The sequence below is a fragment of the Delftia acidovorans SPH-1 genome (genome assembly GCF_000018665.1).
GTDB classification, from domain to species: Bacteria; Pseudomonadota; Gammaproteobacteria; order Burkholderiales; family Burkholderiaceae_C; genus Comamonas; species Comamonas acidovorans.
This window is the reverse complement of sequence record NC_010002.1, coordinates 3,905,471-3,928,757: the sequence shown is the minus strand read 5'-3', so window position 1 is coordinate 3,928,757 and position 23,287 is coordinate 3,905,471. Positions and strand designations below refer to the sequence as shown.

The 23,287-nt window shown below is 65.9% G+C and carries 27 protein-coding genes and 1 riboswitch; of the genes, 19 read left to right on the top strand and 8 right to left on the bottom strand.

Annotation, left to right across the window (positions count from 1 at the left end; all coding sequences use genetic code 11):
• Positions 1 to 6: 6 nt before the first annotated feature.
• The 3 genes from DACI_RS18055 to DACI_RS18045 are packed head-to-tail and all read left to right on the top strand — an operon-like array spanning position 7 to position 2,962.
• Positions 7 to 1,002, top strand: a complete 996-nt coding sequence (locus tag DACI_RS18055; RefSeq protein WP_012205415.1) for a Bug family tripartite tricarboxylate transporter substrate binding protein — start codon at positions 7 to 9, stop codon at positions 1,000 to 1,002.
• A 44-nt stretch (positions 1,003 to 1,046) separates the two neighbouring features.
• Positions 1,047 to 2,057 carry a Bug family tripartite tricarboxylate transporter substrate binding protein gene (locus DACI_RS18050; RefSeq protein WP_012205414.1) on the top strand — a complete coding sequence of 337 codons (1,011 nt, stop codon included), beginning with the start codon at positions 1,047 to 1,049 and terminating at the stop codon, positions 2,055 to 2,057.
• Between the two features lie 44 nt (positions 2,058 to 2,101).
• Positions 2,102 to 2,962, top strand: coding sequence for an isocitrate lyase/PEP mutase family protein (locus DACI_RS18045; RefSeq protein ID WP_012205413.1), 861 nt, complete (start codon positions 2,102 to 2,104; stop codon positions 2,960 to 2,962).
• A gap of 52 nt (positions 2,963 to 3,014) precedes the next feature.
• On the opposite strand, the gene DACI_RS18040 is transcribed toward DACI_RS18045, so the two are convergent.
• Positions 3,015 to 3,611, bottom strand: a complete 597-nt coding sequence (locus tag DACI_RS18040) for a TetR/AcrR family transcriptional regulator (RefSeq protein ID WP_012205412.1) — start codon at positions 3,609 to 3,611, stop codon at positions 3,015 to 3,017.
• A gap of 122 nt (positions 3,612 to 3,733) precedes the next feature.
• Here DACI_RS18040 and DACI_RS18035 point away from each other — a divergent pair, with 122 nt between their 5' ends.
• Positions 3,734 to 4,954, top strand: a complete 1,221-nt coding sequence (locus DACI_RS18035) for an MFS transporter (protein WP_012205411.1) — start codon at positions 3,734 to 3,736, stop codon at positions 4,952 to 4,954.
• 34 nt (positions 4,955 to 4,988) lie between these two features.
• Here the strand turns inward: DACI_RS18035 and DACI_RS18030 are convergent, their stop codons facing one another.
• Positions 4,989 to 5,870 carry a LysR family transcriptional regulator gene (locus tag DACI_RS18030; protein ID WP_012205410.1) on the bottom strand — a complete coding sequence of 294 codons (882 nt, stop codon included), beginning with the start codon at positions 5,868 to 5,870 and terminating at the stop codon, positions 4,989 to 4,991.
• A gap of 114 nt (positions 5,871 to 5,984) precedes the next feature.
• Between DACI_RS18030 and DACI_RS18025 the strand changes: the two genes are divergently transcribed.
• On the top strand, positions 5,985 to 7,529 hold the full coding sequence (locus DACI_RS18025; protein WP_012205409.1) for an MFS transporter: 1,545 nt from the start codon (positions 5,985 to 5,987) through the stop codon (positions 7,527 to 7,529).
• Between the two features lie 92 nt (positions 7,530 to 7,621).
• On the opposite strand, the gene DACI_RS18020 is transcribed toward DACI_RS18025, so the two are convergent.
• The 3 genes from DACI_RS18020 to DACI_RS32085 all read right to left on the bottom strand — a co-directional run bounded on the left by DACI_RS18020 (position 7,622) and on the right by DACI_RS32085 (position 10,107).
• Entirely contained in the window at positions 7,622 to 8,203 is a 582-nt protein-coding gene (locus DACI_RS18020) for a Fe-Mn family superoxide dismutase (RefSeq protein WP_012205408.1), read from the bottom strand.
• A gap of 318 nt (positions 8,204 to 8,521) precedes the next feature.
• The gene (xseA, locus tag DACI_RS18015; RefSeq protein WP_012205407.1) at positions 8,522 to 9,859 is read right to left on the bottom strand and encodes an exodeoxyribonuclease VII large subunit; all 1,338 of its coding nucleotides are present in this window, start codon (positions 9,857 to 9,859) and stop codon (positions 8,522 to 8,524) included.
• The gene (locus DACI_RS32085; RefSeq protein ID WP_139093503.1) at positions 9,856 to 10,107 is read right to left on the bottom strand and encodes a hypothetical protein; all 252 of its coding nucleotides are present in this window, start codon (positions 10,105 to 10,107) and stop codon (positions 9,856 to 9,858) included. Before DACI_RS32085 ends, xseA begins: the two co-directional genes overlap by 4 nt.
• A 147-nt stretch (positions 10,108 to 10,254) precedes the next feature.
• Between DACI_RS32085 and DACI_RS18010 the strand changes: the two genes are divergently transcribed.
• The 6 genes from DACI_RS18010 to adk all read left to right on the top strand — a co-directional run bounded on the left by DACI_RS18010 (position 10,255) and on the right by adk (position 14,408).
• Entirely contained in the window at positions 10,255 to 10,887 is a 633-nt protein-coding gene (locus DACI_RS18010) for a MotA/TolQ/ExbB proton channel family protein (protein ID WP_012205406.1), read from the top strand.
• Positions 10,888 to 10,918: 31 nt separating this feature from the next.
• Entirely contained in the window at positions 10,919 to 11,344 is a 426-nt protein-coding gene (locus DACI_RS18005) for an ExbD/TolR family protein (protein ID WP_012205405.1), read from the top strand.
• Positions 11,345 to 11,357: 13 nt separating this feature from the next.
• The gene (gene lpxK, locus DACI_RS18000; protein ID WP_012205404.1) at positions 11,358 to 12,374 is read left to right on the top strand and encodes a tetraacyldisaccharide 4'-kinase; all 1,017 of its coding nucleotides are present in this window, start codon (positions 11,358 to 11,360) and stop codon (positions 12,372 to 12,374) included.
• A gap of 64 nt (positions 12,375 to 12,438) precedes the next feature.
• On the top strand, positions 12,439 to 12,621 hold the full coding sequence (locus DACI_RS17995) for a Trm112 family protein (protein WP_012205403.1): 183 nt from the start codon (positions 12,439 to 12,441) through the stop codon (positions 12,619 to 12,621).
• 68 nt (positions 12,622 to 12,689) lie between these two features.
• Positions 12,690 to 13,487 (top strand): 3-deoxy-manno-octulosonate cytidylyltransferase, encoded by a 798-nt coding sequence (gene kdsB, locus DACI_RS17990; protein ID WP_012205402.1) that lies wholly within the window; start codon positions 12,690 to 12,692, stop codon positions 13,485 to 13,487.
• A gap of 264 nt (positions 13,488 to 13,751) precedes the next feature.
• Complete coding sequence (gene adk / locus DACI_RS17985; RefSeq protein ID WP_012205401.1) at positions 13,752 to 14,408, top strand: adenylate kinase; 657 nt, start codon at positions 13,752 to 13,754, stop codon at positions 14,406 to 14,408.
• A gap of 91 nt (positions 14,409 to 14,499) precedes the next feature.
• Here adk and DACI_RS17980 read toward each other — a convergent pair whose 3' ends face one another.
• Positions 14,500 to 15,471 carry an asparaginase gene (locus DACI_RS17980; protein WP_043781912.1) on the bottom strand — a complete coding sequence of 324 codons (972 nt, stop codon included), beginning with the start codon at positions 15,469 to 15,471 and terminating at the stop codon, positions 14,500 to 14,502.
• 98 nt (positions 15,472 to 15,569) lie between these two features.
• On the opposite strand from DACI_RS17980, the gene lexA reads away from it, so the two are divergent.
• From lexA to DACI_RS17960, 4 genes are all read left to right on the top strand, one after another.
• Positions 15,570 to 16,244: a transcriptional repressor LexA gene (gene lexA / locus DACI_RS17975; RefSeq protein ID WP_012205399.1), complete on the top strand. Its 675-nt coding sequence runs from the start codon at positions 15,570 to 15,572 to the stop codon at positions 16,242 to 16,244.
• A 162-nt stretch (positions 16,245 to 16,406) separates the two neighbouring features.
• Positions 16,407 to 16,829 (top strand): hypothetical protein, encoded by a 423-nt coding sequence (locus DACI_RS17970; RefSeq protein WP_012205398.1) that lies wholly within the window; start codon positions 16,407 to 16,409, stop codon positions 16,827 to 16,829.
• 253 nt (positions 16,830 to 17,082) lie between these two features.
• Entirely contained in the window at positions 17,083 to 17,559 is a 477-nt protein-coding gene (locus tag DACI_RS17965; protein WP_043781909.1) for a sigma-70 family RNA polymerase sigma factor, read from the top strand.
• A gap of 4 nt (positions 17,560 to 17,563) precedes the next feature.
• Positions 17,564 to 18,535, top strand: a complete 972-nt coding sequence (locus tag DACI_RS17960) for a FecR domain-containing protein (RefSeq protein WP_012205396.1) — start codon at positions 17,564 to 17,566, stop codon at positions 18,533 to 18,535.
• Positions 18,536 to 18,582: 47 nt separating this feature from the next.
• Here the strand turns inward: DACI_RS17960 and DACI_RS17955 are convergent, their stop codons facing one another.
• Both DACI_RS17955 and crcB read right to left on the bottom strand, forming a co-directional pair.
• Positions 18,583 to 19,140 (bottom strand): AAA family ATPase, encoded by a 558-nt coding sequence (locus DACI_RS17955; RefSeq protein WP_012205395.1) that lies wholly within the window; start codon positions 19,138 to 19,140, stop codon positions 18,583 to 18,585.
• Positions 19,141 to 19,318: 178 nt separating this feature from the next.
• The gene (gene crcB / locus DACI_RS17950) at positions 19,319 to 19,705 is read right to left on the bottom strand and encodes a fluoride efflux transporter CrcB (protein ID WP_012205394.1); all 387 of its coding nucleotides are present in this window, start codon (positions 19,703 to 19,705) and stop codon (positions 19,319 to 19,321) included.
• Between the two features lie 81 nt (positions 19,706 to 19,786).
• A riboswitch (Fluoride riboswitch) is annotated at positions 19,787 to 19,850 on the bottom strand.
• 112 nt (positions 19,851 to 19,962) lie between these two features.
• On the opposite strand from crcB, the gene DACI_RS17945 reads away from it, so the two are divergent.
• From DACI_RS17945 to DACI_RS32075, 4 genes are all read left to right on the top strand, one after another.
• Complete coding sequence (locus DACI_RS17945) at positions 19,963 to 20,166, top strand: hypothetical protein (RefSeq protein WP_043781903.1); 204 nt, start codon at positions 19,963 to 19,965, stop codon at positions 20,164 to 20,166.
• Positions 20,167 to 20,273: 107 nt separating this feature from the next.
• Positions 20,274 to 20,804 (top strand): DUF4124 domain-containing protein, encoded by a 531-nt coding sequence (locus DACI_RS17940; protein ID WP_012205393.1) that lies wholly within the window; start codon positions 20,274 to 20,276, stop codon positions 20,802 to 20,804.
• Between the two features lie 356 nt (positions 20,805 to 21,160).
• On the top strand, positions 21,161 to 21,970 hold the full coding sequence (locus DACI_RS32080; RefSeq protein ID WP_012205392.1) for an IPTL-CTERM sorting domain-containing protein: 810 nt from the start codon (positions 21,161 to 21,163) through the stop codon (positions 21,968 to 21,970).
• A gap of 620 nt (positions 21,971 to 22,590) precedes the next feature.
• Complete coding sequence (locus DACI_RS32075; RefSeq protein ID WP_157059673.1) at positions 22,591 to 23,031, top strand: hypothetical protein; 441 nt, start codon at positions 22,591 to 22,593, stop codon at positions 23,029 to 23,031.
• Positions 23,032 to 23,287 lie beyond the last annotated feature (256 nt).

Here is a 23,287-nt window from a genome sequence, read left to right as displayed (position 1 = left end):
CTCCCCATGCACCAGCCATCCCGCCTGCCCCGCCGCACCGCCCTGGCCGCCCTGCTTGCCACCGTGCTGCCGCTGGCCGGCGTGTCGTTTGCCGCGCCTGCCGCCGATGCCTGGCCCACCCGCCCCATCCGCCTGGTGGTGCCGTTCTCTGCAGGCGGCGCCAACGACCTGATGGCCCGCTCGGCCGCCGAAGGTGCGTCGAAAATCCTGGGCCAGCCGGTGGTCATCGACAACCGGCCCGGCGCAGGCGGCACCGTGGGCGCCGACATCGTGGCCAAGGCCCAGCCCGATGGCTACACCCTGCTGGTGAGCGCAGCCGGCGTGATCTCCAACAGCATGATCAAGAAGACCATGCCGTTCAAGGACGATGCGCTGGTGCCCGTGGCCATGATCGGACTGGCGCCTTCGGTGATCGTGGTTCCCAAGAACGCGCCCTACCAGAACCTGCGAGATTTCGTCGAGGCATCGAAGAAGGGCCAGGGCTTCAATTTCGCCACGGCCGGCACGGGCAGCACGCCGCATTTCGTGGCGGAGATGCTGAACGTGAAGTACGGCGCACAGCTGCAGCCCGTGCCCTACAAGAGCGGATCGGAAAGCACGACGGCCGTGCTGGGCGGCCAGGTGGAGGGAACGTCGGAGGCCAGCATCATCGCCCTGCCCCACATCCTCAATGAGGGCAAGTTCAAGGCCCTGGCCACGACCTGGACGCAGCGCATCTCCGCCTATCCGCAGCTGTCCACCGCCGTGGAGCAGGGCTTTGCCGAACTGCAGATCGCGCACTGGGCCGGCATCCATGCGCCCAAGGGAACGCCGCCCGCCATCCTGGACAAGCTGGCCGCCGCCGTGGACCAGGCCATGAAGGAGCCGGCGACCGTGGAGAAGCTCAAGGGCCTGGGCATCGAGCCCATCGGCGGCACGCGCGCCGAGTTCGTGAAATTCACCGATGCCGAGCGCAAGCGCCTGGGCGAGATCGTCAAGGCCGCGAAGATGCAGGAAAAGTGAGCCGCTCCCGCCACAACCACGGATCCCAACCGAGACAAGACACCATGAATACCCGCCGCAATACCCTCCGCCTGAGCTTGGGGCTGGCCCTGAGCGCCACCGCCGCCGCTGCGGCCCTGCTCGCCGCCCCCGCCACCGCCGTGGCCCAGGGCGCAGATGCCTGGCCCTCGCGCCCCATCAAGCTCATCGTGCCCTATGCGGCCGGCGGCTTTGCCGATACGCGGGCCCGCAAGATCGCCGACAAGATAGGCCAGAGCCTGGGCCAGCCCATCGTGATCGACAACCGCGGCGGCGCGGGCGGCGTGACGGGCACGGATGCCATTGCCAAGGCCACGGACGGCCATACCTTCGGCTTCGGCTCGCCAGGCCCGCTGGTGACCAATCCCATGCTGATGAAAAAGCTGCCCTACAACGCCGCCCGCGACCTGCAGCCCATCATCCTGATCGAAGAGGCGCCGCTGATCCTGACCACGGCGCCCAACCAGCCGTTCAAGACCGTGGCCGAGCTGGTGGCTGCAGCCAAGGCCAAGCCGGGCACGCTGACCTATGGATCGTCGGGCGTGGGCGGTGCCCACCACCTGTCGGGCGAGCTGCTGGCCTTCCAGACGCGCACGGACATGGTCCATGTGCCCTACAAGGGCGGCGCGCTGGCAGCCACCGACCTGATGGGCGGGCACCTGGCCTTCATGTTCGAGATGGGCTATGCGGCCCTGCCCGCCATCCAGGGCGACAAGGTCAAGGCGCTGGCCGTGTCCAGCAAGCAGCGACTGAAGGTGCTGCCCAGCGTGCCCACGCTGGATGAGGCGGGCATCAAGGGCTTCGAGTCGTACAACTGGCTGGGCATGATCGCGCCGGCCAGCACGCCGCCGGCCGTGATCGAGCGCCTGAACAAGGCCGTGAACGAGGCACTCAAGGACGCCGAGGTGCGCGCCATGATCGAGAACACGGGCGGCATGGTCATGGGCGGCACGCCCCAGGCCTACGGCAAGTTCATCGAGGCCGAGCGCGCCAAGTGGGGCCCGGTGATCAAGAACGCCAACATCACGCTGGACTGAGCGCCAGCCCGCGCATCGCTTTTTCCCATCCGACAGAACCATCCATGAACACCAAGCAACAACTCAAGGCCCTGGCCGAAGCGCGCCGCGGCGTGCTCGTGCCCGGCGCATTCAACGCGCTGTCCGCGCGCGTCGTGGCCGATCTCGGCTTCGAGGCCATCTATGTGACCGGCGCCGGCGTGACCAACATGTGGTTCGGCCTGCCCGACCAGGCCTTCATGGGCCTGACCGACATCGCCGACCACACGGCCCGCATCCGTGACGCCGTGGATCTGCCGCTGATCGTCGATGCCGACACCGGCTTTGGCAACGCGCTCAACACCTATCACGCCGTGCGCACGCTGGAGCGCGCAGGCGCCGACTGCATCCAGATTGAAGACCAGATCAGCCCCAAGCGCTGCGGCCATTTCAACGGCAAGGAAGTGATTTCCACCGACGAGATGCTGGGCAAGATCAAGGCCGCCGTGGACGCGCGCCGCGACCAGGGCACGCTGATCATGGCGCGCACCGATGCCTGCGCCACCCAGGGCTTCGAGGCCGCCGTGGAGCGCGCCCAGCGCTTTGCCGAGGCGGGAGCCGACATTCTGTTCGTGGAAGCCGTGACCCAGGCCGATGAGATCCGCGCCCTGCCCCAGCTCCTGTCCACGCCGCAGCTGATGAACATGGTGATCGGAGGCAAGACGCCCATCACCGACGCGGGCGAGCTGGCAGACCTGGGCTATGGCCTGGTGCTGTATGCCAACGCGGCCCTGCAAGGCGCCGTGGCCGGCATGCAAAAGGCGCTGGGCCAGCTGCGCAACGAGCGCAGGGTGGACGAGAACCCCGCTGTGGTCGCCCCCTTTGCCGAGCGCCAGCGCCTGGTCAACAAGCCGTTCTGGGACGCGCTGGAAAAGAAGTACGAGTGAAGCGCGAGTGAAGCACGAGCGAGGGCGGGCTGGCACAGCGCCGCTCAGCCGCTCAGCCCCTCGCAGGCGCCTTCCACCCCTTGAGCGTCAACTCCAGCGCCTGCAGCGCCTGCTGCAGGCGTTCGGGGGGCGCCCCTTCCTCGGCAATCCAGAATGCCGACTCCACCAGGCAGCCATTGAGCAGCCGCGACATGGCCAGAGGATTGGCACGCACGATCACGCCGCGCTCCATGAGTTGCTCCAGGTAGCCGGCCACGAAGGCGATGCAGGCGCGGTGCTGCTCGCCCTGGTCCGTGCCCGTGAGCACGGCGCGCGCATCCTGCAGCACGATGCGGCGTATCTCGCCCTCCTGCGCCATGGCCAGGTAGGCGCGGCAGTAGGCCAGGAACCCCTCCCAGGGGTCGGCATGGTCGGCCAGCACCTGCTCCAGGCGTGCGTCCATCTCGGCATCCATCTGCGCCACCACGGCGGCCAGCAGGCCCGGCTTGCCACCGAAATGGTGGTACAGCGCGCCGCGCGTCAGCCCGGCCTTGGCCGTCAATTCGTCCATGGAGGCCTGGGAATAGCCCTGGCTGCCAAAGGCCTCGCGCGCAGCCTCGATGAGTTTGGCGCGTGTCTCCTCGATCATGCTGGCCCGGCTTTTGCGCATGGCGCACTCCATTCACATACAAAACGTATGCCAATGATACGGCGCGTCATGGGCAGCCCGTAGAATTGCTGACATACGCCGCGTATGTGATTGCAGCGGCCTGTCCGTTTTCCGAGGTTTCCATGTTCCACGCCTACCGCCAGCTGTTCACCCGGCCCGGCACGGCCGCCTTTGTGCTGGCCGGTCTCCTGGCCCGCCTGCCCCTGTCGATGACGGGCATCGGCCTGATCACCATGCTGTCCCAGCAGCGCGGCGCCTACACGCTGGCCGGCGCGGTCGCTGCCTGCTTTGCGCTGTCCATTGCGGTGCTGGCCCCGCGCATCTCGGCCCTGGTGGACCGCCATGGCCAGCGCAAGGTGCTGCCCTGGGCAGCGGCCGTGAGTGCTGCCGCCATGTTCGCGCTGCTGGCCTGCGCGCATTGGCAGGGACCGGATTGGCTGCTGTTGGTGCTGGCAGCGCTGGTGGGCGCCCTGCCCAGCATGCCGGCCATGGTGCGCGCGCGCTGGACCGTGCTGCTGCGTGGCACGCCCCAGCTGCAGACGGCCTATGCGCTGGAGGCCGTGCTGGACGATGTCTGCTTCATCGTCGGCCCGCCGCTGTCGGTGGGCCTGAGCATGGTGCTGTTCCCCGAGGCCGGGCCGCTGGCCGCCTCCTTGCTGCTGCTGGTGGGTGTGGCGCTGTTCGTGGCCCAGCGCCGCACAGAGCCGCCCGTGGACACATCGCAGCAGCGCACGCGCCAGCAGTCGCTGGCCCGCCATCCCGTGGTGCGCACGCTGGCGCTGTTCATGCTGGCCCAGGGCATCATCGTGGGCACCATCGACGTGGCCAGCGTGGCCTTTGCCACGCAGCAGGGCCAGCCGGCGGCGGCCAGCATCGTGCTCTCGTTCTACGCGCTGGGGTCCTGCGTGATGGGACTGGTCTTCGGCACGCTGCGCCTGAAGGCGCCGCTGCACCGCCAGATTGCCTGGGTGGGCGCCTCGGTGTGCATCACCGCCGTGCCCCTGCTGCTGGCCACCAATGTGTTCACGCTGACCCTGGCCGTGTTGCTGGCCGGCATTACCTTCGGGCCGACCATCACCGTAGCCATGGGCCTGGTGGAGCAGCAGGTGCCGCACCAGCGCCTGACCGAAGGCATGACCTGGCTGCTGACCGGCATTGCCATGGGCGTGGCCCTGGGTGCGGCCGCCGCAGGCTGGGCCACCGACCTGTGGGGCGCGCGCATTTCCTTCGTGGTGGCGCTGCTGGCCGGTGTCGCCATGTGGGCCCTGGGCGTGCTGGCCGCACGCCAGGCACGAGCGAAAGAGAGCCCGCCTGCCGAAGACGCAGCCGCCGCCTGCACCTGAACACGGCCGCAACGCCCGCGCCAGCCCAGACTGCTCAGGCCGTGGCCATCAGCGCCAGCAGCTCGGCCAGGCGCTGGCGCATCCACAGCGCTTCGGCCCCGGGCGCCAGCCCTTCCAGCCACAGCATGCGCACGGTCAGCGGCGGCAGCGCCAGCCCCTCGCAGGCGCGTTGCCGCAGGTGCGGGCGCAGATCGGCGAACTCGGCAATGTTGACCGGCAGGATGGCCCAGCCCAGGCCATCGGCCACCATGTCGGCAATCACATAGAAGCTGTTGGAGCGCCAGACGGCGGGACTGAGCACGGTGTCCTCCACGCCCTCGATGTGCATCAGCAACTGGCGGTGCGCGGCCAGCTGCCTGCGCGTGAGGGCCGCCGTGCCATCGAGCACATGGCCCTTGGCCACGCAAATGGTCTGCGGCACGCTGCCGATATGGCGCTGGGCGCAGGTGGCGGGCGCAGGCGCTCGGTCGAACTGGAAGGCAATCTGGGCACGCTGCGCCGCCACATGCTCGGCCACTTCGGAGGCCGTGCCGTTCAGCACGGTCAGCTCCATGGCCGGAAAGCGCGCCGCCAGCTCCTTGAACAGCTGGGCCAGCGGCACATAGGGCAATGCCTCGTCCAGCGCAACGGCCAGGCGTGCCTGCCCGCCTGCGGCCAATGCGCGGGCGCGGTGGTCCATGGCCTGGGCCTGGTGCAGCAGGGACCGGGCCTCCAGCAGCATCACCTCCCCTGCCGCCGTCAACTGCACGCGGCGCCCCACACGGTCGAAGAGCTCCAGCCCCAGGTCGGCTTCCAGCAGGCCGATGGCCGTGCTCACGGCCGATTGCGCACGGCCCAGGCGACGGGCGGCCTCGGTCATGGTGCCGGCTTCGGCCACCGCCACAAAATGCTTCAGCCTGTCGAGTGTCCATTCCATTCATCAATTTTATGGATGGAATCAAACTTTGATTAATCATTTCATTGATGGAAACTGTGGTTTTCATCAAGAAGGAAGCCCTGGCCCACAAGGCCCGGGGCAAACAGGTGCTTTATGGCGTTCACAACGCAAACCCAGAACCCCGTTTCGGGGCATCTTCCAAAATCCCAGTCGGCCGATCCGCGCCGCTGGCTGGTGCTGGCCATCGTCTCGGTGGCGCTGCTGCTCATCGTCATCGACATGACGGTGCTCTACACGGCGCTTCCGCGCCTGACGCATGACCTGGCGGCCACGGCCTCGGCCAAGCTGTGGATCGTCAACATCTACGCGCTGGTGGTCTCCGGCCTGCTGCTGGGCATGGGCACGCTGGGCGACAGGCTCGGCCACAAGCGGCTGTTCATGGCCGGGCTGTGCGTGTTCGGCGTGGCATCGCTGTGCGCGGCCTTTGCGCCCTCGCCCGCCTTGCTGATTGCAGCGCGTGCGCTGCTGGGCGTGGGCGCGGCCATGATGATGCCGGCCACGCTGTCCCTGATCCGCCTGAGCTTTGCCGATGAGCGCGAGCGCGCGCTGGCCATCGGCATCTGGGCCTCGGTGGCCTCGGGCGGTGCGGCCTTCGGGCCGGTGGTGAGCGGGCTGCTGCTCGAATACTTCTGGTGGGGCTCGGTGTTCCTGATCAATGTGCCCATCGTGCTGCTCGCCCTGCCCCTGGCCGGCTGGCTGATTCCCGCAGGCACGGCCACCTCGCAGCGGCCCTGGGACTTCATCGGCTCGTTGCAGGTCATGGCAGGCCTGGTGGGCAGCACCTACGCCATCAAGGAAGCCGGCAAACAGTCGCCCGACTGGGCCCTGGCCGCCGTGGCTCTGGTGCTGGGCCTGGGCTTTCTCGCGCTGTTCGTGCGGCGCCAGCGCCGCAGCAGCGACCCGCTGCTGGACTTCGCGCTGTTCCGCAACCCGGCGTTTGCCACGGCCGTGGCCTCGGCCCTGGTGGCAGCGGCCGCGCTGATCGGCATGGAGCTCGTGTTCAGCCAGCGCCTGCAACTGGTGCAGGGACTGTCGCCACTGCAGGCCGGCCTGGCCGTGCTGCCGCTGCCGCTGGCCGCCTTTGTCGCAGGCCCCGTGGCAGGCAACTGGCTGCCACGGCTGGGCGGCGCGCGCATGCTGCCGGCAGCGCTGCTGCTGTCGAGCCTGGGCATGGGCGGCTATCTGCTGGTCCACGACATGGGCTGGTGGCCACAGGCGGCAGCGCTGGCCGTGCTGGGCCTGGGCATAGGCGCGGCCATGACCACGGCGTCGAGCACCATCATGCAAAGCGCTCCCGCGGACCGTGCCGGCATGGCGGCCTCGGTCGAGGAGGTGTCCTACGAGCTGGGCGGCGCCCTGGGCGTGACGCTGATGGGCAGCCTGCTGTCGGCCGTCTATGCAGGCTCATTGCGCCTGCCGGAGGGCCTGGGCCTGGCCCTGCCCGCTTCCGTGCGCGACAGCCTGGACGAAGCCCTGCTGGCTGCCGATCAGCTGATGCCTCAGGCCGCGCACCAGTTGACCGAGCTGGCACGCACGGCCTTCGGCCAGGGCTTCAGCGCCGTGATCGCCAGCGCCACGCTGCTGCTGGTCTGCACGGCACTGTGGACGGGCTGGCGGCTGCGCGGTCCGCGCCGCTGAGCCGTCGCCTTCCCCTCAAAAAGCAAAAAGCCCCGTCCGGGGCTTTTTGGGTTGCGTGCACATGGTGTGCACACGTCGTACCTGCGCTTCGATCAGGCGAAGTTCTGCTCGGCAAACTTCCAGTTCACCAGTTGGCCGAGGAAGGTCTCGACGAACTTGGGACGCAGGTTGCGGTAGTCGATGTAGTAGGCGTGTTCCCAGACGTCCACGGTCAGCAGGGCCTTGTCTTCCGTGGTCAGGGGCGTGCCAGCGGCGCCGGTGTTGACGATGTCCACCGAACCGTCGGCCTTCTTGACCAGCCAGGTCCAGCCCGAGCCGAAGTTGCCCACGGCCGACTTCACGAAGGCTTCCTTGAAGGCGGCGTAGCTGCCCCACTTCTTGTTGATGGCGTCAGCCAGTGCGCCGGTGGGCTCGCCGCCACCGTTGGGGGCCATGCAGTTCCAGAAGAAGGTGTGGTTCCAGATCTGGGCTGCGTTGTTGTAGATGCCGCCGGAAGACTTCTTGACGATCTCTTCCAGGGTCATGTTTTCAAATTCGGTGCCCTTTTGCAGGTTGTTCAGGTTCACCACATAGGCGTTGTGGTGCTTGCCATGGTGGTACTCCAGCGTTTCCTGGCTGTAGTGGGGTGCCAGCGCGTCAATCGCATAGGGCAGAGGGGGCAAGGTATGTTCCATGGTGTTTCCTTCGTGGTTGAAATCTTTTAGGACGGGCCAGCACCTGTTGCGCAGAGCGCCTGCAGCGCCTGCCGTGACCGTCGCGCGGGGCCTGCACTGCGCGCATTGCTGCGAGCCCTGGCCCTCACGCACCCGAACGGGCATTGTAGGAACAACTTCGTGACCCTGCGGCGAAAGCGCGCGCCAAATGGCCCATCTTGGCCCGCTGCTGCGGGGGTGGATGTGAATTGACCTTGATCCGGCCAATCGGCCTACACGGATACTGCCTGCCACCCGCCACTCCCCGCACGCCGAACGCTGCACACAGCGGGCCGCAGTTCAGAGCAGGCGCGGCTGCGTCACCACCAGGTCCAGGCTGCCGTCGGCCAGCTGTGCCTGCAAGGCCGTGCCCGGTGGCGCGCTGCGCGCCTCGGTCACGGGATGACCCTCGGCATCGGTCAGCAGGGCATAGCCGCGCTGCAGCACCAGGCGCGGGTCCAGCAGCTGCAGGCGAAGCTCCATGCGCGCCAGGTGATCCGCGCGCCGGTCCAGGCCGCGACGCATGCCGGCAGGCAACTGCGCCTGCAGGCCCTGCCCCGCATGGTCCATGCGCTGCAGCCGCAACTGCATGGCATGGCGCAGTCGCTGGGCCTGTCGGCTGAGCTGCAGCCGGCTGCGGGCCAGTTGCTCGCTGGGCCGGCCCAGGCGCTGCGCTGCCAGGTCCAGGCGCTGCTGCTGGCGGTCCAGCAGCCGCTGCACACCGTCCTCCAGGCGGCCCTGCATGAGCTGCAGCGCACCCATCCAGACCTCGCGCGGCTGGCTCACCAGTTCGGCCGCCGCCGTGGGCGTGGGCGCGCGCAGGTCGGCGCAGAAGTCGGCAATGGTGAAGTCGGTCTCGTGCCCCACGCCGCTGATCAGCGGCACCGGGCTTTGCACGATGGTGCGGGCCAGGCGCTCGTCATTGAAGGCCCAAAGGTCTTCGATGGAGCCGCCCCCGCGCACCAGCAAGATGGTGTCGATGGGCGGCGCGCCGGCCACCGAGCCATCAACCGAGCCCGCGCCTTCCCGCGCCAGGCCATAAAGCCTTTGCAGCGCATCGATCAGGGAGGCCGGCGCCTGCACGCCCTGCACCAGGGCAGGCACCAGCACCACGGGGATATGGGGCACGCGGCGGCGCAGCGCCGTGATCACATCGTGCAGCGCAGCAGCCCCCGGCGAAGTCACCACGCCAATGCCGCGCGGCAGCGGCGGCAGGCTGCGCTTTCGGGCCGCGTCGAAAAGGCCTTCGGCCTCCAGCCGCGCCTTCAGCCGAAGGAACTGCTCGAACAGGGCGCCCTGGCCCGCACGCTGCATGCTTTCGACGACCAGTTGCAGGTCGCCACGCTGCTCGTAGACGCCCAGCCGGCCCCGCAACTCGACCAGCTCGCCATCGCGCGGCGAAAAATCCATGAGCTGGGCCGCACGCCGGAACATGGCGCAGCGGATCTGCCCGCCCGCATCCTTGATGCTGAAGTAGCAATGCCCGCTGGCCGCGCGGGAAAAGCCGCTGATCTCCCCGCGCACCGCCACCGGATTGAAGCGTGCCTGCAAGGCGTCGCTCACGGCGCGGCACAGCGCGCCGACTTCCCAGACCAGCGGCGCCGCTGCTGGGTTCATTGCGCCGAATGCACCACTCATGCGGCCTCCCGGTCTGCATGCAGTGCAACATTCTCCACAGGCAGGCGGATGCAGACCCGAGCAGGCACTTTGGCGGCAATTTGCAGAAGCACTCTCAAAAACACCTCGCAAGCAATTGATTCATAAAGATTTTTTTGCTGCAACAAAGAATTCACATTTGTCACAGTGTCCATTCGCCGCCGCAGCGGCGTTTGCGCAACCCGCTTGATAACAAAGTTATCCACAGAAATCTGTGCTATAGCGACCATCCAAAATCCCGAATATGGGGAGCCGCCCGTTGCCTGGATGCTGCGCCGGGTCACAGTTTTCAGGCGATCGCGGACACGAGACGCCTGGACCGGCCATATGGCTGGGCCATAATCGTCGGCTGCAGTTAAACGCGGGGGGAAAACAACTTGCTGTCGATCATACAAGCCGCAGGCTGGCCGATCTGGCCACTGATTGCCTGCTCCATCCTGGCTCTGGCCCTGGTCTTTGAACGTTTCGTGGCGCTGAAAACGGCCCGCGTGGCGCCGCCCGCCCTGCTGGGCGAGGCGATTTCCGTGTCCTCGCGCGGCCTGCCCAGCCAGGAAGTCGTGCAGCAGCTGTCCCAGAACTCCACGCTGGGCGAAGTCCTGGCAAGCGGACTGCGCGCCCTGCAGGCTCATCCGGACAGCAGCGAAGAAGAGCTTCGCGCCTCCATGGAAGGCGCCGGCCGCGCTGCTGCCCACACCCTGGAAAAGCACCTGAGCGCGCTGGCCACCATCGCCTCTGCAGCGCCTTTGCTGGGCCTGCTGGGCACGGTGATCGGCATGATCGAGATCTTCGGCTCGCAAGGCGGCGCATCGGCCACCGGCGGCGGCAACCCGGCGCAGCTGGCGGCCGGCATCTCCATCGCCCTGTACAACACGGCCTTCGGCCTGATCGTCGCCATTCCGGCACTGATCTTCTGGCGCTACTTCCGCGCCCGCGTCGATGGCTACCTGCTGGGCATGGAGCTGGCTTCCGAGCAGTTCGTGCGCCACCTGGTGCGCGTCGGCGGCAAGTGAACCCGCAGAACCCGCACGCAAGAGACCTGCCATGAACTTCCGTCCCCGCCGCCGTGACGAGCCCGAGATCAACCTGATCCCGTTCATCGATGTGCTGCTGGTGGTGCTGATCTTTCTGATGCTGTCCACCACCTACAGCAAGTTCACCGAGCTGCAGCTGACCCTTCCCGTGGCCGATGTCGAGCAGCAGCGCGACCGGCCCCGCGAAATCATCGTCGCCATCGCCGCCGACGGCCGCTACGCCATCAACAAGACCGCCGTGGAAGACCGCAGCGTCACCGGCCTGACCCAGGCACTGGCCGCAGCGGCCGTTGCCGGCAAGGACAGCGTGGTCATCATCAGCGCCGACGCCACCGCGCCGCACCAGTCCGTGGTGTCGGTGATGGAAGCCTCGCGCCGCGCCGGACTGTCCCAGATCACCTTTGCCACGCAGACCTCGGCCAGCGCCGGGCGCTGAGGGCAAGGCCTCCATGCCCGGGAATGGCCCCGCCCCCGCAGCCCGGGGGCTTCGCGCGGCCTGGCGCCACCGCGGCCCGCTGGCCTGCGCGCTCCTTCCCCTGTCCCTGCTGTACCGTGCCCTGCTGGGCCTGCATCGGCTGCCCTATGCACTGGGCTTCAGGCGTGCAGGCCAGGCCGGCATTCCGGTCATCGTCGTCGGCAATGTGATTGCGGGCGGCGCCGGAAAGACCCCCGTCACGCTCGCTCTGGCCCGCCATCTGCGGGACAGCGGCTGGAGCCCCGGCATCGTCTCGCGCGGCTATGGCCGCAGCACGGATGATTGCCGAGAAGCCACGCCCGAAAGCGCCCCCGCCGATGTGGGCGATGAACCCGCGCTGCTGGCGCGTGCCAGCGGCGTGCCGGTCTTCGTGGCCCGCAAGCGCATCGAGGCCGTCCAGGCCCTGCGCGCCCGCCATTCGCAGGTGGATGTGGTCATCAGCGACGACGGCCTGCAGCACCTGGCCCTGGCCCGCGACATCGAGCTGTGCGTCTTCAATGACGACGGCATCGGCAATGGCTGGCTGCTGCCGGCCGGCCCGCTGCGCGAACCCTGGCCGCGCCCCGTCACCGCCGTGCTGCACGCGGGAGCCTGCCCTCCAACGGATGCGCCCGCCTTTGCCATGCAGCGCCAACTGGCCGCTGAAGGCGTCAATGCGCACGGTGAGCGCATTCCCCTGGCGGCCCTGCGCGGACGGCCCGTGGAGGCCGTGGCCGCCGTTGCCCGGCCCGAGGGCTTTTTCTCCATGCTGGCCAGCGAACAGGACCTGGCGCTGGAGCATGCCCAGGCGCTGCCGGATCACTATAATTTTGAGAGCTTCCAGCGCCTGGGACGCAATGAAGACCCGCTGGTCTGCACCGAAAAGGATGCGGTCAAGCTGTGGCGAACCCATCCCCAGGCATGGTCCGTTGCGCTGCAATTGCAGCTGCCGCCAGATTTCTGGGCGCTGCTGGATCAGCGGCTGCAGGCGCTGCGCAGGCCACGCGCCTGACTATCATCACCGTCTTGGCTGGCCGCCACGGCCCGCCCTCCCCCTCCAAAACACAGGATCCGAAATGGACGCCAAACTTCTCGAACTGCTGGTCTGCCCCGTCACCAAGGGCCCGCTGCGCTTTGACCGCGAGCACCAGGAACTGGTCTCGCGCAGCGCGCGCCTGGCCTACCCCGTGCGCGACGGCATCCCGGTGCTGCTGGAGGCCGAAGCCCGCACGCTGGACGACGACGAGCTCGAGGACTGATCGCGCCCGCAAGGCCCGATTTCCGACGACGCCCGCGCCCGCACTTTCGACCTTCTCCGCAACGCACCATGCCCACCGCGCCCTTCACGGTTCTGATTCCTGCCCGCCTTGCCTCCAGCCGCCTGCCAGGCAAGCCCCTTGCAGACATTGCAGGCCTTCCCATGGTCGTGCGCGTGGCACAGCGCGCCGGCCTCAGCGGCGCCACGCGCTGCGTGGTCGCGGCGGATGACGAAAGCATCGTCGCCGCCTGCGCCGCGCATGGCGTTGCGGCCGTGCTCACCCGCAGCGACCACGCCAGCGGCAGCGACCGCCTGGCCGAGGCCTGCGAACTGCTGGGCCTGGATGGCGACGACATCGTCGTCAACGTCCAGGGCGACGAACCGTTGATCGCTCCCGACCTCATCGATGCCGTGGCCGCCCTGCTGCCGCAGCAGCCCTCGGCCAGCATGGGCACGGCGGCACATGCCATCGACAGCCTGGCCGACTTCACCAACCCGAACGTGGTCAAGGTCGTCTGCGATGCCCAGGGCATGGCCCACTATTTCAGCCGCGCCCCCATCCCCTTTGCGCGTGAACATGCAGGCCAGGCATGGTGGGAGGCGGCATCTGCAGCAGCATCTGCAGCGCCGGGCCACCCCGGCTTCGCGCCACTGCGCCACATCGGCATCTACAGCTACCGTGCCGGTTTCCTGCGCAGCTTCCCGCAGCTATCTCCCGCCCCTACCGAGGTGCTGGAGGCGCTGGAACAGTTGCGTGCGCTGTGGCACGGCCACCGCATCGCCGTCCACCTGACGCCCCATGCACCAGGCCCCGGCGTGGACACCCCCGAAGATCTGGAGCGGGTGCGCGCCCGGTTGTCCGCCTGAATCCGATCCCGCATACGCCAATACAGATGCGCCAACGGCGATGCCCGGCATCGCCATTCACAACACAACTGCACATGCGGTTTTGTCGGACAGCAAAACGCAGTTTTTGGAGATTGCACAGGCGACAGTTTTGCCCTCTGCGTGTAAGCCAGTGTTAGCCCTGTGCGTGCTATCCTTGCCCGCGACAAAAATATGACGCATGGACTGTCCGCCCCGGTGGGCCGATCCGGCAGACAAGAATTTCTACTCTCCTCAAGGACTTCCATGAAACTGATTTTGTTGGGCGCACCCGGCGCCGGCAAAGGCACGCAAGCCGCTTTCATCTGCCAGAAGTACGGCATCCCCCAGATTTCCACCGGTGACATGCTGCGTGCCGCCGTCAAGGCCGGAACGCCCCTGGGCCAGCAGGCCAAGGCCGTGATGGACGCCGGCCAACTGGTCAGCGACGACCTGATCATCAATCTGGTCAAGGAACGCATCGCCCAGGCCGATTGCGCCAACGGCTTCCTGTTTGATGGATTCCCCCGCACCATTCCCCAGGCAGACGCCATGAAGGCCGCTGGCGTGAAGCTGGACTACGTGCTGGAGATCGACGTGCCCTTCGACGCCATCATCGAGCGCATGAGCGGCCGCCGTTCCCACCCCGCCTCTGGCCGCACCTACCACGTCAAGTTCAACCCGCCCAAGGTCGAAGGCCAGGACGACGTGACCGGCGAGCCGCTGGTGCAGCGCGAAGACGACAAGGAAGAAACCGTCAAGAAGCGCCTGGACGTCTACAGCAGCCAGACCCGCCCCCTGGTGGACTACTACCGCGCATGGGCCGAAAAGGAAGCCGCAGCGGCGCCCAAGTACCGCGCCATCAGCGGCCTGGGCTCGGTCGAGGACATCACCCAACGCGCACTGGCTGCACTGGCTGAGTGATGCAGGCCATGTGCCGCAACGAAAAAGCACCCGCCGGGTGCTTTTTTGTTGACCGCCAGCAACTGAAGAAATGCCGGCGTAGCCGCCCGGCTCAGTCGCGCGGCTGCGCTGCCAGCTCCAGCATCATCGCAATCCGGGCCTTTGCCACGGGCAGATGCGCCAGATCGGCCTCTGCCGGGTTGGTCCCAAGGCCGGAGGCCACGGGCAGGCCTTCTGCACAGCGCGTGCCCCGCCAGATCCAGACGCCCTTGTCGCGGGCACGCTGCAAGGCCGCTTCCATGCCTTCGTGAACCGTCGCATTGCCCGTGCCAGCCACGACGATGCCACGCACGCCTGCCGCCACCAGCGCATCCACGCCGCTGGCACGCGCCAAGGCGCCACTGAACACCACCTCGACCCAGGGCAGCTCATCCAGCGCCAGCAGACCAGAGGACATGGCCGCAGGCACCATGGCCCGCGCGGACGGCGCGGCGGGCACCAGCCAGCGCACACGCCCTTCTTCCACCAACGCCTGCGGCCCGCCTTCCACGGAGCGCATTGCCTGCAGCCGGTAGGGATGGACCTTCTGCACCTGGGCTGCCGCATGCACCTCGCCGCCTGCCACCACCCATACGCCGCTGCGCCCGCCGCTGGCAGCCACGGTCACGGCATCGCGCAGATTCTGCGGTCCATCGGCCAACAGGGCAGTGGCCGGGCGCATGGCGCAGGTCAACACAATGGGTTTGGTGGCCGGCAGCAGGCTGTGCAGCAGCCAGGCCGTCTCTTCCAGCGTGTCCGTTCCATGCGTGATCACCACGGCGCGTGTATCCGCATCCTCCAGTGCCTGCGTGCAGGCGCGCAGCAACGCGCGCCACACGGGCCAGTCCATATCCTTGCTGTCCACCTGCGCGATCTGCTGCGTCTGCACGGGCCCCAGCGCCTGCTGCTCCAGGTCCGGCACGGCCTCCAGCAGCGACTGCACCGTGATCTGCCCGGCCTTGTACCCCACGCCCTGCGACTGCGAATCCGCCCGGCCGGCGATGGTCCCGCCCGTGCCCAGAATCACCAACTTTGACTGCCCCACTTGCACCTCTTGGAAAACTGGTTAAAAATACAGATACTGTATAAATCATCAGATGGCCTCCCAGCCTGCCATCTGCCCTCAAGGACCGGACGCACGCCATGCTCGACCATCCCAAGCTCACCGCCCGCCAGCAACAGATCCTGGACCTGATCCAGGCCGCCATCTCCCGCACGGGCGCGCCTCCCACCCGCGCGGAAATCGCCAACACGCTGGGCTTCAAGTCCGCCAACGCTGCCGAGGAACACCTGCAGGCCCTGGCCCGCAAAGGTGTGATCGAACTGGTCAGCGGCACCTCGCGCGGCATTCGCCTGCGTACCGACACCGTGCGCAACATCAATGCCGCGCGCGGCACCAGCTTCGGACTGCCGCTGTCGGCCCTGGCACCGCTGATGCTGCCCCTGGTGGGCCGCGTTGCGGCGGGCTCGCCCATTCTCGCGCAGGAACACATCGACCAAACCTATTCCGTCGAGCCCAGCCTGTTCCAGACGCGCCCCGACTATCTGCTGCGCGTGCGCGGCATGTCCATGCGCGACGCGGGCATCATGGACGGCGACCTGCTGGCCGTGCAGTCCGCACACGAAGCCCGCAACGGCCAGATCGTCGTGGCGCGCCTGGGTGACGAAGTCACCGTCAAGCGCCTGCGCCGCACCACGCAGGGCGTGGAACTTCTGCCGGAGAACCCCGATTACCCGGTGATCCGCGTCGCCCCCGAAGAGGCCTTTGCCATTGAAGGCCTGGCCGTGGGGCTGATCCGCAACAGCATGTCCATGTAAGCCGGACTGGCGGCCCTTCTCAGGCCGCCTCATCCCATTTCACGCACCGCCCAGGTGGTAGGCGCGAAGCCTTGGAGCTTCGCCCTGGGCGGAGCTTTGCCCGCAAACCGCAATCCTGCCTGTGTCCATGCCTCTTTGAAACACGCCAACAGGAGTCGTCACATGGGATTCGCTCTGCCAACACTGTCTTCTTTTTCCTTCCTGCGCCTGGCACATGGCATCCGCCTGACTGCGACCGCCATGGAGTCGGCCATGCCACTTGCACAAGCCCCTGAGTGCCAGCCATTACCTGCCGCAGCACCCGAGCCCGCCAACGTGATCTCTTTCAGCAAGGCACGCCGGCGCAGCCAGCAGCGCCGCGGCAAGGCAGCACGCGCTGCAGACCATGGAGATGCCCAGCTGATCCTGCCCTTGCTGCCGACGCAGCCCGCCCTGCAATCCGCACCTGAGCGGCCTTCAGGCCTGCGCATCATCCAGCGGTCGCCGCAGGAGCAGCCGGAATGCCTGTTCATCTCCGGGCGCATGGCCGATGTCTGCGCCGCGCTGGAGCGCATGGAAGCGCATGGCGGACCAGCAGCCAACTGAGGCCCCGATGCAAGGTGTGCGACACACCTTGCACGACACAAACCTGGGTGGCGCGGACCGCGTGCCGCACGAGGAATCGGCCTGCGCAAAGCTGATGCAGGCTGGCGGCCACCATTGCCCTGTAGCGCACATGCAACAGTGGACGCCCTCTTTGCGGGAGGGGTGCCGGCCTGAAAGATAATTGATAAGCATTCTTATTATCTTTTGCAGCAGCGATTGCCACTGCGCCGCCTCCTCCGCCCCAGCCTTCTCCGTGCACAGCCTCTACCAGAACCACCATCCCTGGCTGGAAAGCCTGCTGCGCAAACGCCTGGGCAACCGTGACGATGCCGCCGACCTGGCCCAGGACACCTTTGTGCGCCTGCTGCGCTCGCCCCTGCCGCAGCAGGACATCCGCGAACCCAGGCGCTACCTGGCCACCATCGCCCGGGGCCTGGTCGCCGACCTGTTTCGCCGCCGCACGCTGGAGCAGTCCTATCTGGACTATCTGGCCCAGTTGCCACAATCGCTGGCGCCTTCGCCCGAAGAGCAGGCCATCGTCCAGCAGACCCTGCTGGATGTGGACCGCATGCTCCAGGGCCTTCCTCCCAAGGTTCGCGAAGCCTTCGTGCTGGCCCAGTTCGAGGAACTGAGCTACCCAGAGATCGCCCAGCGCCTGGGTGTATCGCTGCGCACCGTCAGCAACTACCTGACCCGGGCGATGGAGCATTGCTGCCTGGTCCTGGCATAGCCACATGGGCGAGAGACATCTGGAAGGCAACGACCGCCGCGCCTTGCATGAGGCCGCCGCCTGGCACGTGAAATTGCGCGGCGCCTCTGCCACAGAGGGCCTGCAACAGGACTGGCAGAAATGGCATGACGCCGATCCCGCCCACCAGCGCGCCTGGCTGCGCGTGCAATCCGTCACCGCGCAACTGTCGCATCTGCCCGCACCCCTGGCGCGCCAGGCGCTGGGCCGTCGCGCCTCGCCCACCCGCCGCTCCGTGGTGCGCGGCTTGGCTCTGGGCCTGGGCAGCGGCGCCACGGCCTGGATGGCCTGGAAAGGCGCACCACTGGAAAGCTGGCAGGCCGGGCAGCGCACAGCCACGGGCGAGCGCCGGGATCTAAAGCTGCCCGACGGCTCCCTGGTGGCCCTGGATACGGCAACCGCCTTGGACACCGTTTTCGACGACCGGCAGCGCGTGCTGCGCCTGCACCGTGGCCGCATCCTCGTCGCCACCGAGCCCGACGCGCTGGGCCGCCCCTTCAGCGTGCAGACCCCGCAAGGCCATGTACTGGCCCTGGGCACGCGCTTCACGGTCCATCTTGCGGACGATGGCCTGTGCCATGTCACCGTGCTGGAAAAGGCCGTGCGCCTGCAGCCTCTGGACGGCGATGCGCCCTCCGCACAATTGCAGGCCGGACAGCAGGCCGCCTTCTCGTCCAGCGCCACCCAGCCGCCCACGTCCGCAGACCCCTTTGCAGCCAGCTGGCATGAAGGCGGACTGGTCGCGCTGGACATGCCGTTGGGCCAGCTGATTGACGCCCTTGCCCGCTACCGGCCCGGCTACCTGGGCTGCTCGGCCGAGGTCGCCGGGATGCTTGTCTCGGGCGCCTTTCCCGTGGATGACACGGATCGCGCCCTGGCCGCGCTCGTCAGCCGCTTTCCTCTGCAACTGCGCAGCCGCACCCGCTATTGGGTGGAGGTGCAAGCGCGATCAAGCTGAGATGGTGGGATGAGGCCGTGGCGAAGTCTCTTTTCCAGGCCGGCACTTCAGACAGGCGCGTACGGGTGACGCACCACGTCGAAGCCCTCCTCGTCGGAGGGCGCGACAAAGTAGCTAGTGATCAGGTCGAATTGCTCATCGCTGGCCTGAAACGGATGCTCGCCTGCCGCATTGCGCACACGCAAGCGCTGCTTGCAGACCTCGTCAGGCACATCCAGAAAATGCAGGCGGTGCGAGGCGCCCACTTTCTTGAACACGCTGCGCGCCCAGCCCCGCCCCTCCAGGGTATTGGCCGGAAAATCCAGCACCACCGACACACCAGCGTCCAGCAGCGCCTGTACATGCGCCCCCATCAACCCCTTGAGCCGCGTGCTGCAACGCACGTAATCGGCCACCGACTGCATCTCGCCGGGGTACAGGCCGGCCAGCCAGGAATCCTCGCTGACCAACACCGTTCCGGGCTCGGCCGCCAATTGCCGCGCCAGCGTTGACTTGCCCGAGCCGATCTTGCCGCAGACCATGTGCAGCGTGGCAAGCCGCGCGTTGGCGGCAGGGGCATCGGCATATTCTGCGCAACGGGGCCGGGACTGTTCGGAAACCTGCATATCCATCTCCTGAAAGGCTTGAGAAAACCCCGGAGACGGAATGAAAAAACCCGCCTCCTCTGGGCGGGTTGCATGGCGCTGAAGGCCGCTGGCTAACCCACCATCCAATGGATGGTGCGAATAATCTGCGTTGCGTTCACGCGGGCCATGGCGCACAGCATAGCGCAATCACGGTGTCTCAATGGGCCACCATGCGCACCAGCCCCAACCCCGCAAACAGCGCAGCCACGCCCAGCACCAGCGAGCCCAGCGCATACAGCACGGAGGCCAGCCAGTCGCCACGCTCATACAGCATGCCGACCTCCAGCGCGTACGTCGAAAACGTGGTGAAGCCACCCAGAATGCCCGTGGTGATGAACAGCCGCGCACTCTGCGGCAGCGATGTCTTGAGCGCAAACCACTCCACCACCACCCCCATCACGAAAGCGCCCAGCACATTGATGGCCAAGGTGCCCAGCGGATAGGCACTGCCCACCAGCCGCAGTGCAAGCAGGTTCGCGCCATGCCTGAGCGCGGAGCCGAGGCCGCCGCCAACGAACACCAGAATGAAACCGTAGAACCCCATGACCGTCCTTTCATCGAATAACCGGGACGGGCGTGCCGGGCAGGATCAAGACATGGCCCCGCCACCGGCAGGACCCATCCCACCAAGGCAGGAGCCATCAGCCCTTCGCAGGGAGGTTTCGGGAAGCTCCATTCCCATCGTGCAGCGAGTGCTGGCTGCGGGGCGAGTTTACTCTGGACCTGGCAAGCGGCACAGGCGTGAGATTGCGTTGCAGACGCTGGCTGTACCCTCCAAATGACCAACGGCACAATGCAACAATGAAATTCATCGTGCTCCTGATCATTGCAGCGGCCTTGCTGTACGGCACAGCAAGGCTTTCCAACATTCACATCGGTGAGCGCGCCGCAGGCGGCCATGACGGCACATCGACCACAGCACAAGAACGTTTCAGGCAAGCCGAGAAGGAGGCTCAGGAGACCGCTGAAACAGCCCGCCGCGCTGCCCTGCGGGACGCCGAGTGAAGCGGGCCATTCGAACCAAGACGAAAGTTGTCAGGCATGCGGGTCAAAGGACTATTCTTCGTCTGTAATTCGATTCCGATCAGGCCCATCAATTCTTCGATTTGCATATGCGACTCTTGACCACAGCAATCTTTACAGTACTTTTCGCATTGCCTGCCGCAGCCCAGGTCTTTCAATGCAAGGATGCTTCTGGAAAGTCGACTTTCTCAGACAGTCCTTGCAGCAGCACTGACGCTGGAGCTCTGATACAGCGCAAAAAATCGGACGATGAGATCTCCCGTGAGCGGGCTGATGCAGCACAGGCGAATGAACAAAAGTATCAGCGCCAGATGAACGAAATGCAGCAGCGCCAGATCGAGAGCCAGCAGCGTGTCATCGAGCAGCAAGCCCGCCAGACAACTGCTCCTGCGCCGGAGCAGCTCGGCGCGTCCCTTCAGTGCAAGCAGGCGCGCAAGGAGCTGGAATTCGTCTCCAGCATTCGCACCATTTCCCAAGACGAAAAACGGATGCGGACCAATGCCGCGATCACGGGTGTCAATGCTGCATGCGGCTCAAATACGCCCCTGATGCAGGAGCCGCCGAAGGTTATTGGGAAACCGCGAGTACCCCACTCCATTCAGCAACCAGTTTCTCAATGAGAACCAGGCACGGAACTGCCAGATATCGAGCGCAATCATGACCTCGCTCCCGCCACTCACCAGCGGGGGAGCATGTTCAGGCATTCTCCCACGTCAGACCGCCGCCAACCCGGTCTTCACCGACTTTGCCAACAGGCGGCCATCCACCAAGCCTTCTCGACATCGTCGTCGCCAAGACGTTCAGTGTGTAAGGAACGCTGTTGCTCGTGCCCGAGGCAAGGCGCGCAGCCTGCTCACGCCGGACTTTCCCAGGAAAGTTCGACGCTCCAGCATTCGTCCGCCGCTCAGATTTGCTCAGATTCAATATGTTTCAAGACGTTATGATCCTCAACAAATTTATCTAGGAGGATTGACCAATGAAATACAAGATTGCTGCGGCACTGATCGCTTTTTCAGCTTTCTCAGTCCAAGCCGCAAACGTGGCCTTCTTCAATAACCCAGCGTTTGTGGACGTGGCACAAGAGGGACTGAACCTGCGCACCACCCTGGTATCGGGAGGCCATACGGTAAGCGACATCACCGGGTCAGCACTGGCAGATTTCAACACCGGGCTGTCGGGAAAAACAATTTTAGTGATCCCCGAACTTCAGAATGGTGACTTGGCCGCAGCACTTGATGCTCCCACGCGCGCAGCCATCGCTAACTTTGTCAATGCTGGTGGCACCGTGCAAGTACATGGAGGAACAACACCAAACGATGTGAATTTCCTGAATGGAGTTTTCGGATACAGCATCACTACCAACGGCTACGCATCTGCCCCCTCTACCAAAACTGCGGCTGCCGCAGGTACTCCGTTCGCAAGTGGGCCCGCGTCACTAACGAGCAATAGCGCAACAACACAGGTTGCAGCAGCGGCACTCCCAGCTGGAGCGAAAAGCATATACAGCCCGGACGGTGGTACCAACAGTGTGATGTTCACTGTTGCAAATGGCACCGGCCAAGTGATATTCATGGGTTGGGATTGGTTCGGCGCTCCTCCTCAAGGGGCCGCCGACGGTGGATGGTTGACCTTGGCTAGCTTGGTTAGCACAGCGTCTGCTACGCCTGGCGGAGTAACCCCCGCCTCGACAGCCAGTATCCCCACGCTGAGCGAATGGGGCCTGATCTTCATGTCCTCGATCCTTGCCATGGTTGGTATCTCGAGAATGCGCCGCCGCCAGCGCTGAAGCACAAGCCACCCGAGGGTGGCTTTTTTTATTTCGACGGATTTACAGGCCACGCATCAGCGCTGCGTCAGCGGCATGGCCATCGGCCGCTCGCGCGGCGCCTGCACAGTGCTCTGCCATCCTTCCACCTCGGTCTGCCAGCTCCTGGAGTACTGCTGTGCAGGTTGGGTGTACTGAGCGAGGGCGGGCTGGGCAGCTCCAGCGATGCGCTCCGGAAGGCCGGCAAAGTCGCCACGCATGCCTGCAGTAACAGTGCGTAGTTCGCGCAGGCTACGGTCCAGATCCTGCCCGCCCGCCGTGGCTGACCGCCTGACCTGAGGCTGCACGCCCACGGCACCGGGCTGGTACGCATGCGTCGTGGACTAGGGCCGCTTGCCCTTACCCGCAGCCAGGCGCTGGACCGGCGCCCGCCGGGATGATGAGCGAGGCATCAAGGCATTCGACGGGCCGCACGCCGACGCCGAGGCGGCCCTGGAATGGGCCATGGAGCGGTGCCCGGATGATTGAGGTCTCCAGATTGAGTGCGAGCAATGAGAAATGACAGGCATTTACCGGCTTATTCAGTGAAACTGAATTAATCAGAACAATAGAATGAACACCTCATTCAAGGAGGAGTTTTTATGCCGATTAAACAAATCATTTCTGCCGCAACAATTATATTTTTCGCCGGAACATCTTATGCGTGGAATTTGGTTTACGCTCATGATGCAAGCGGAAATGCGACAGCAGGATCGCTGCAGACACTGCGGACGGCTGTGAGCAATGGCTCTAGTGTCAAGGTCGCCGTAAATTACAAAAACACCCATACTTGGGCATTTAACTGCACGCATGTGTCTCTACGACAAGAGGCATCTCAAGGCGTTGTTTGCCTCAGCGGCACAGGGCTCGGCATAGATATTACCCCGGGTCCGACATTTGCAGCTGTGGTTACTCCACCGAACTCTGTCCATTACGCAGTCAACACCCTTGGACAATTTGTCGAGACCAACATAAATCACAATGGAGGCTCAGTTCTTTGGCGTCAGTCAATTAATCAACCTATGCAATGGTTCGTTGACTAATCTACGGCCTGCAGGTTCGGGATCACGGGCCAGGCGGCGCCGAGGGTTTGGACATCAGCTGCGTGGCCTGCAGCCTTTGCTGCCATGTCCCCATACGCTGCGCGGCAGTCTTCAAATACGACTCCGAGGGCAGTGGCGTACTCAATGACGGCAGCAGGGGGAGCGCTGGCAAGTCGGTGGGCGGCATCTGCGGATTGCTCGCGCAGGCCGTCAGAGACAGCGCGCAGCTGGACAAGATCACGGCGCAGCAGCGCCT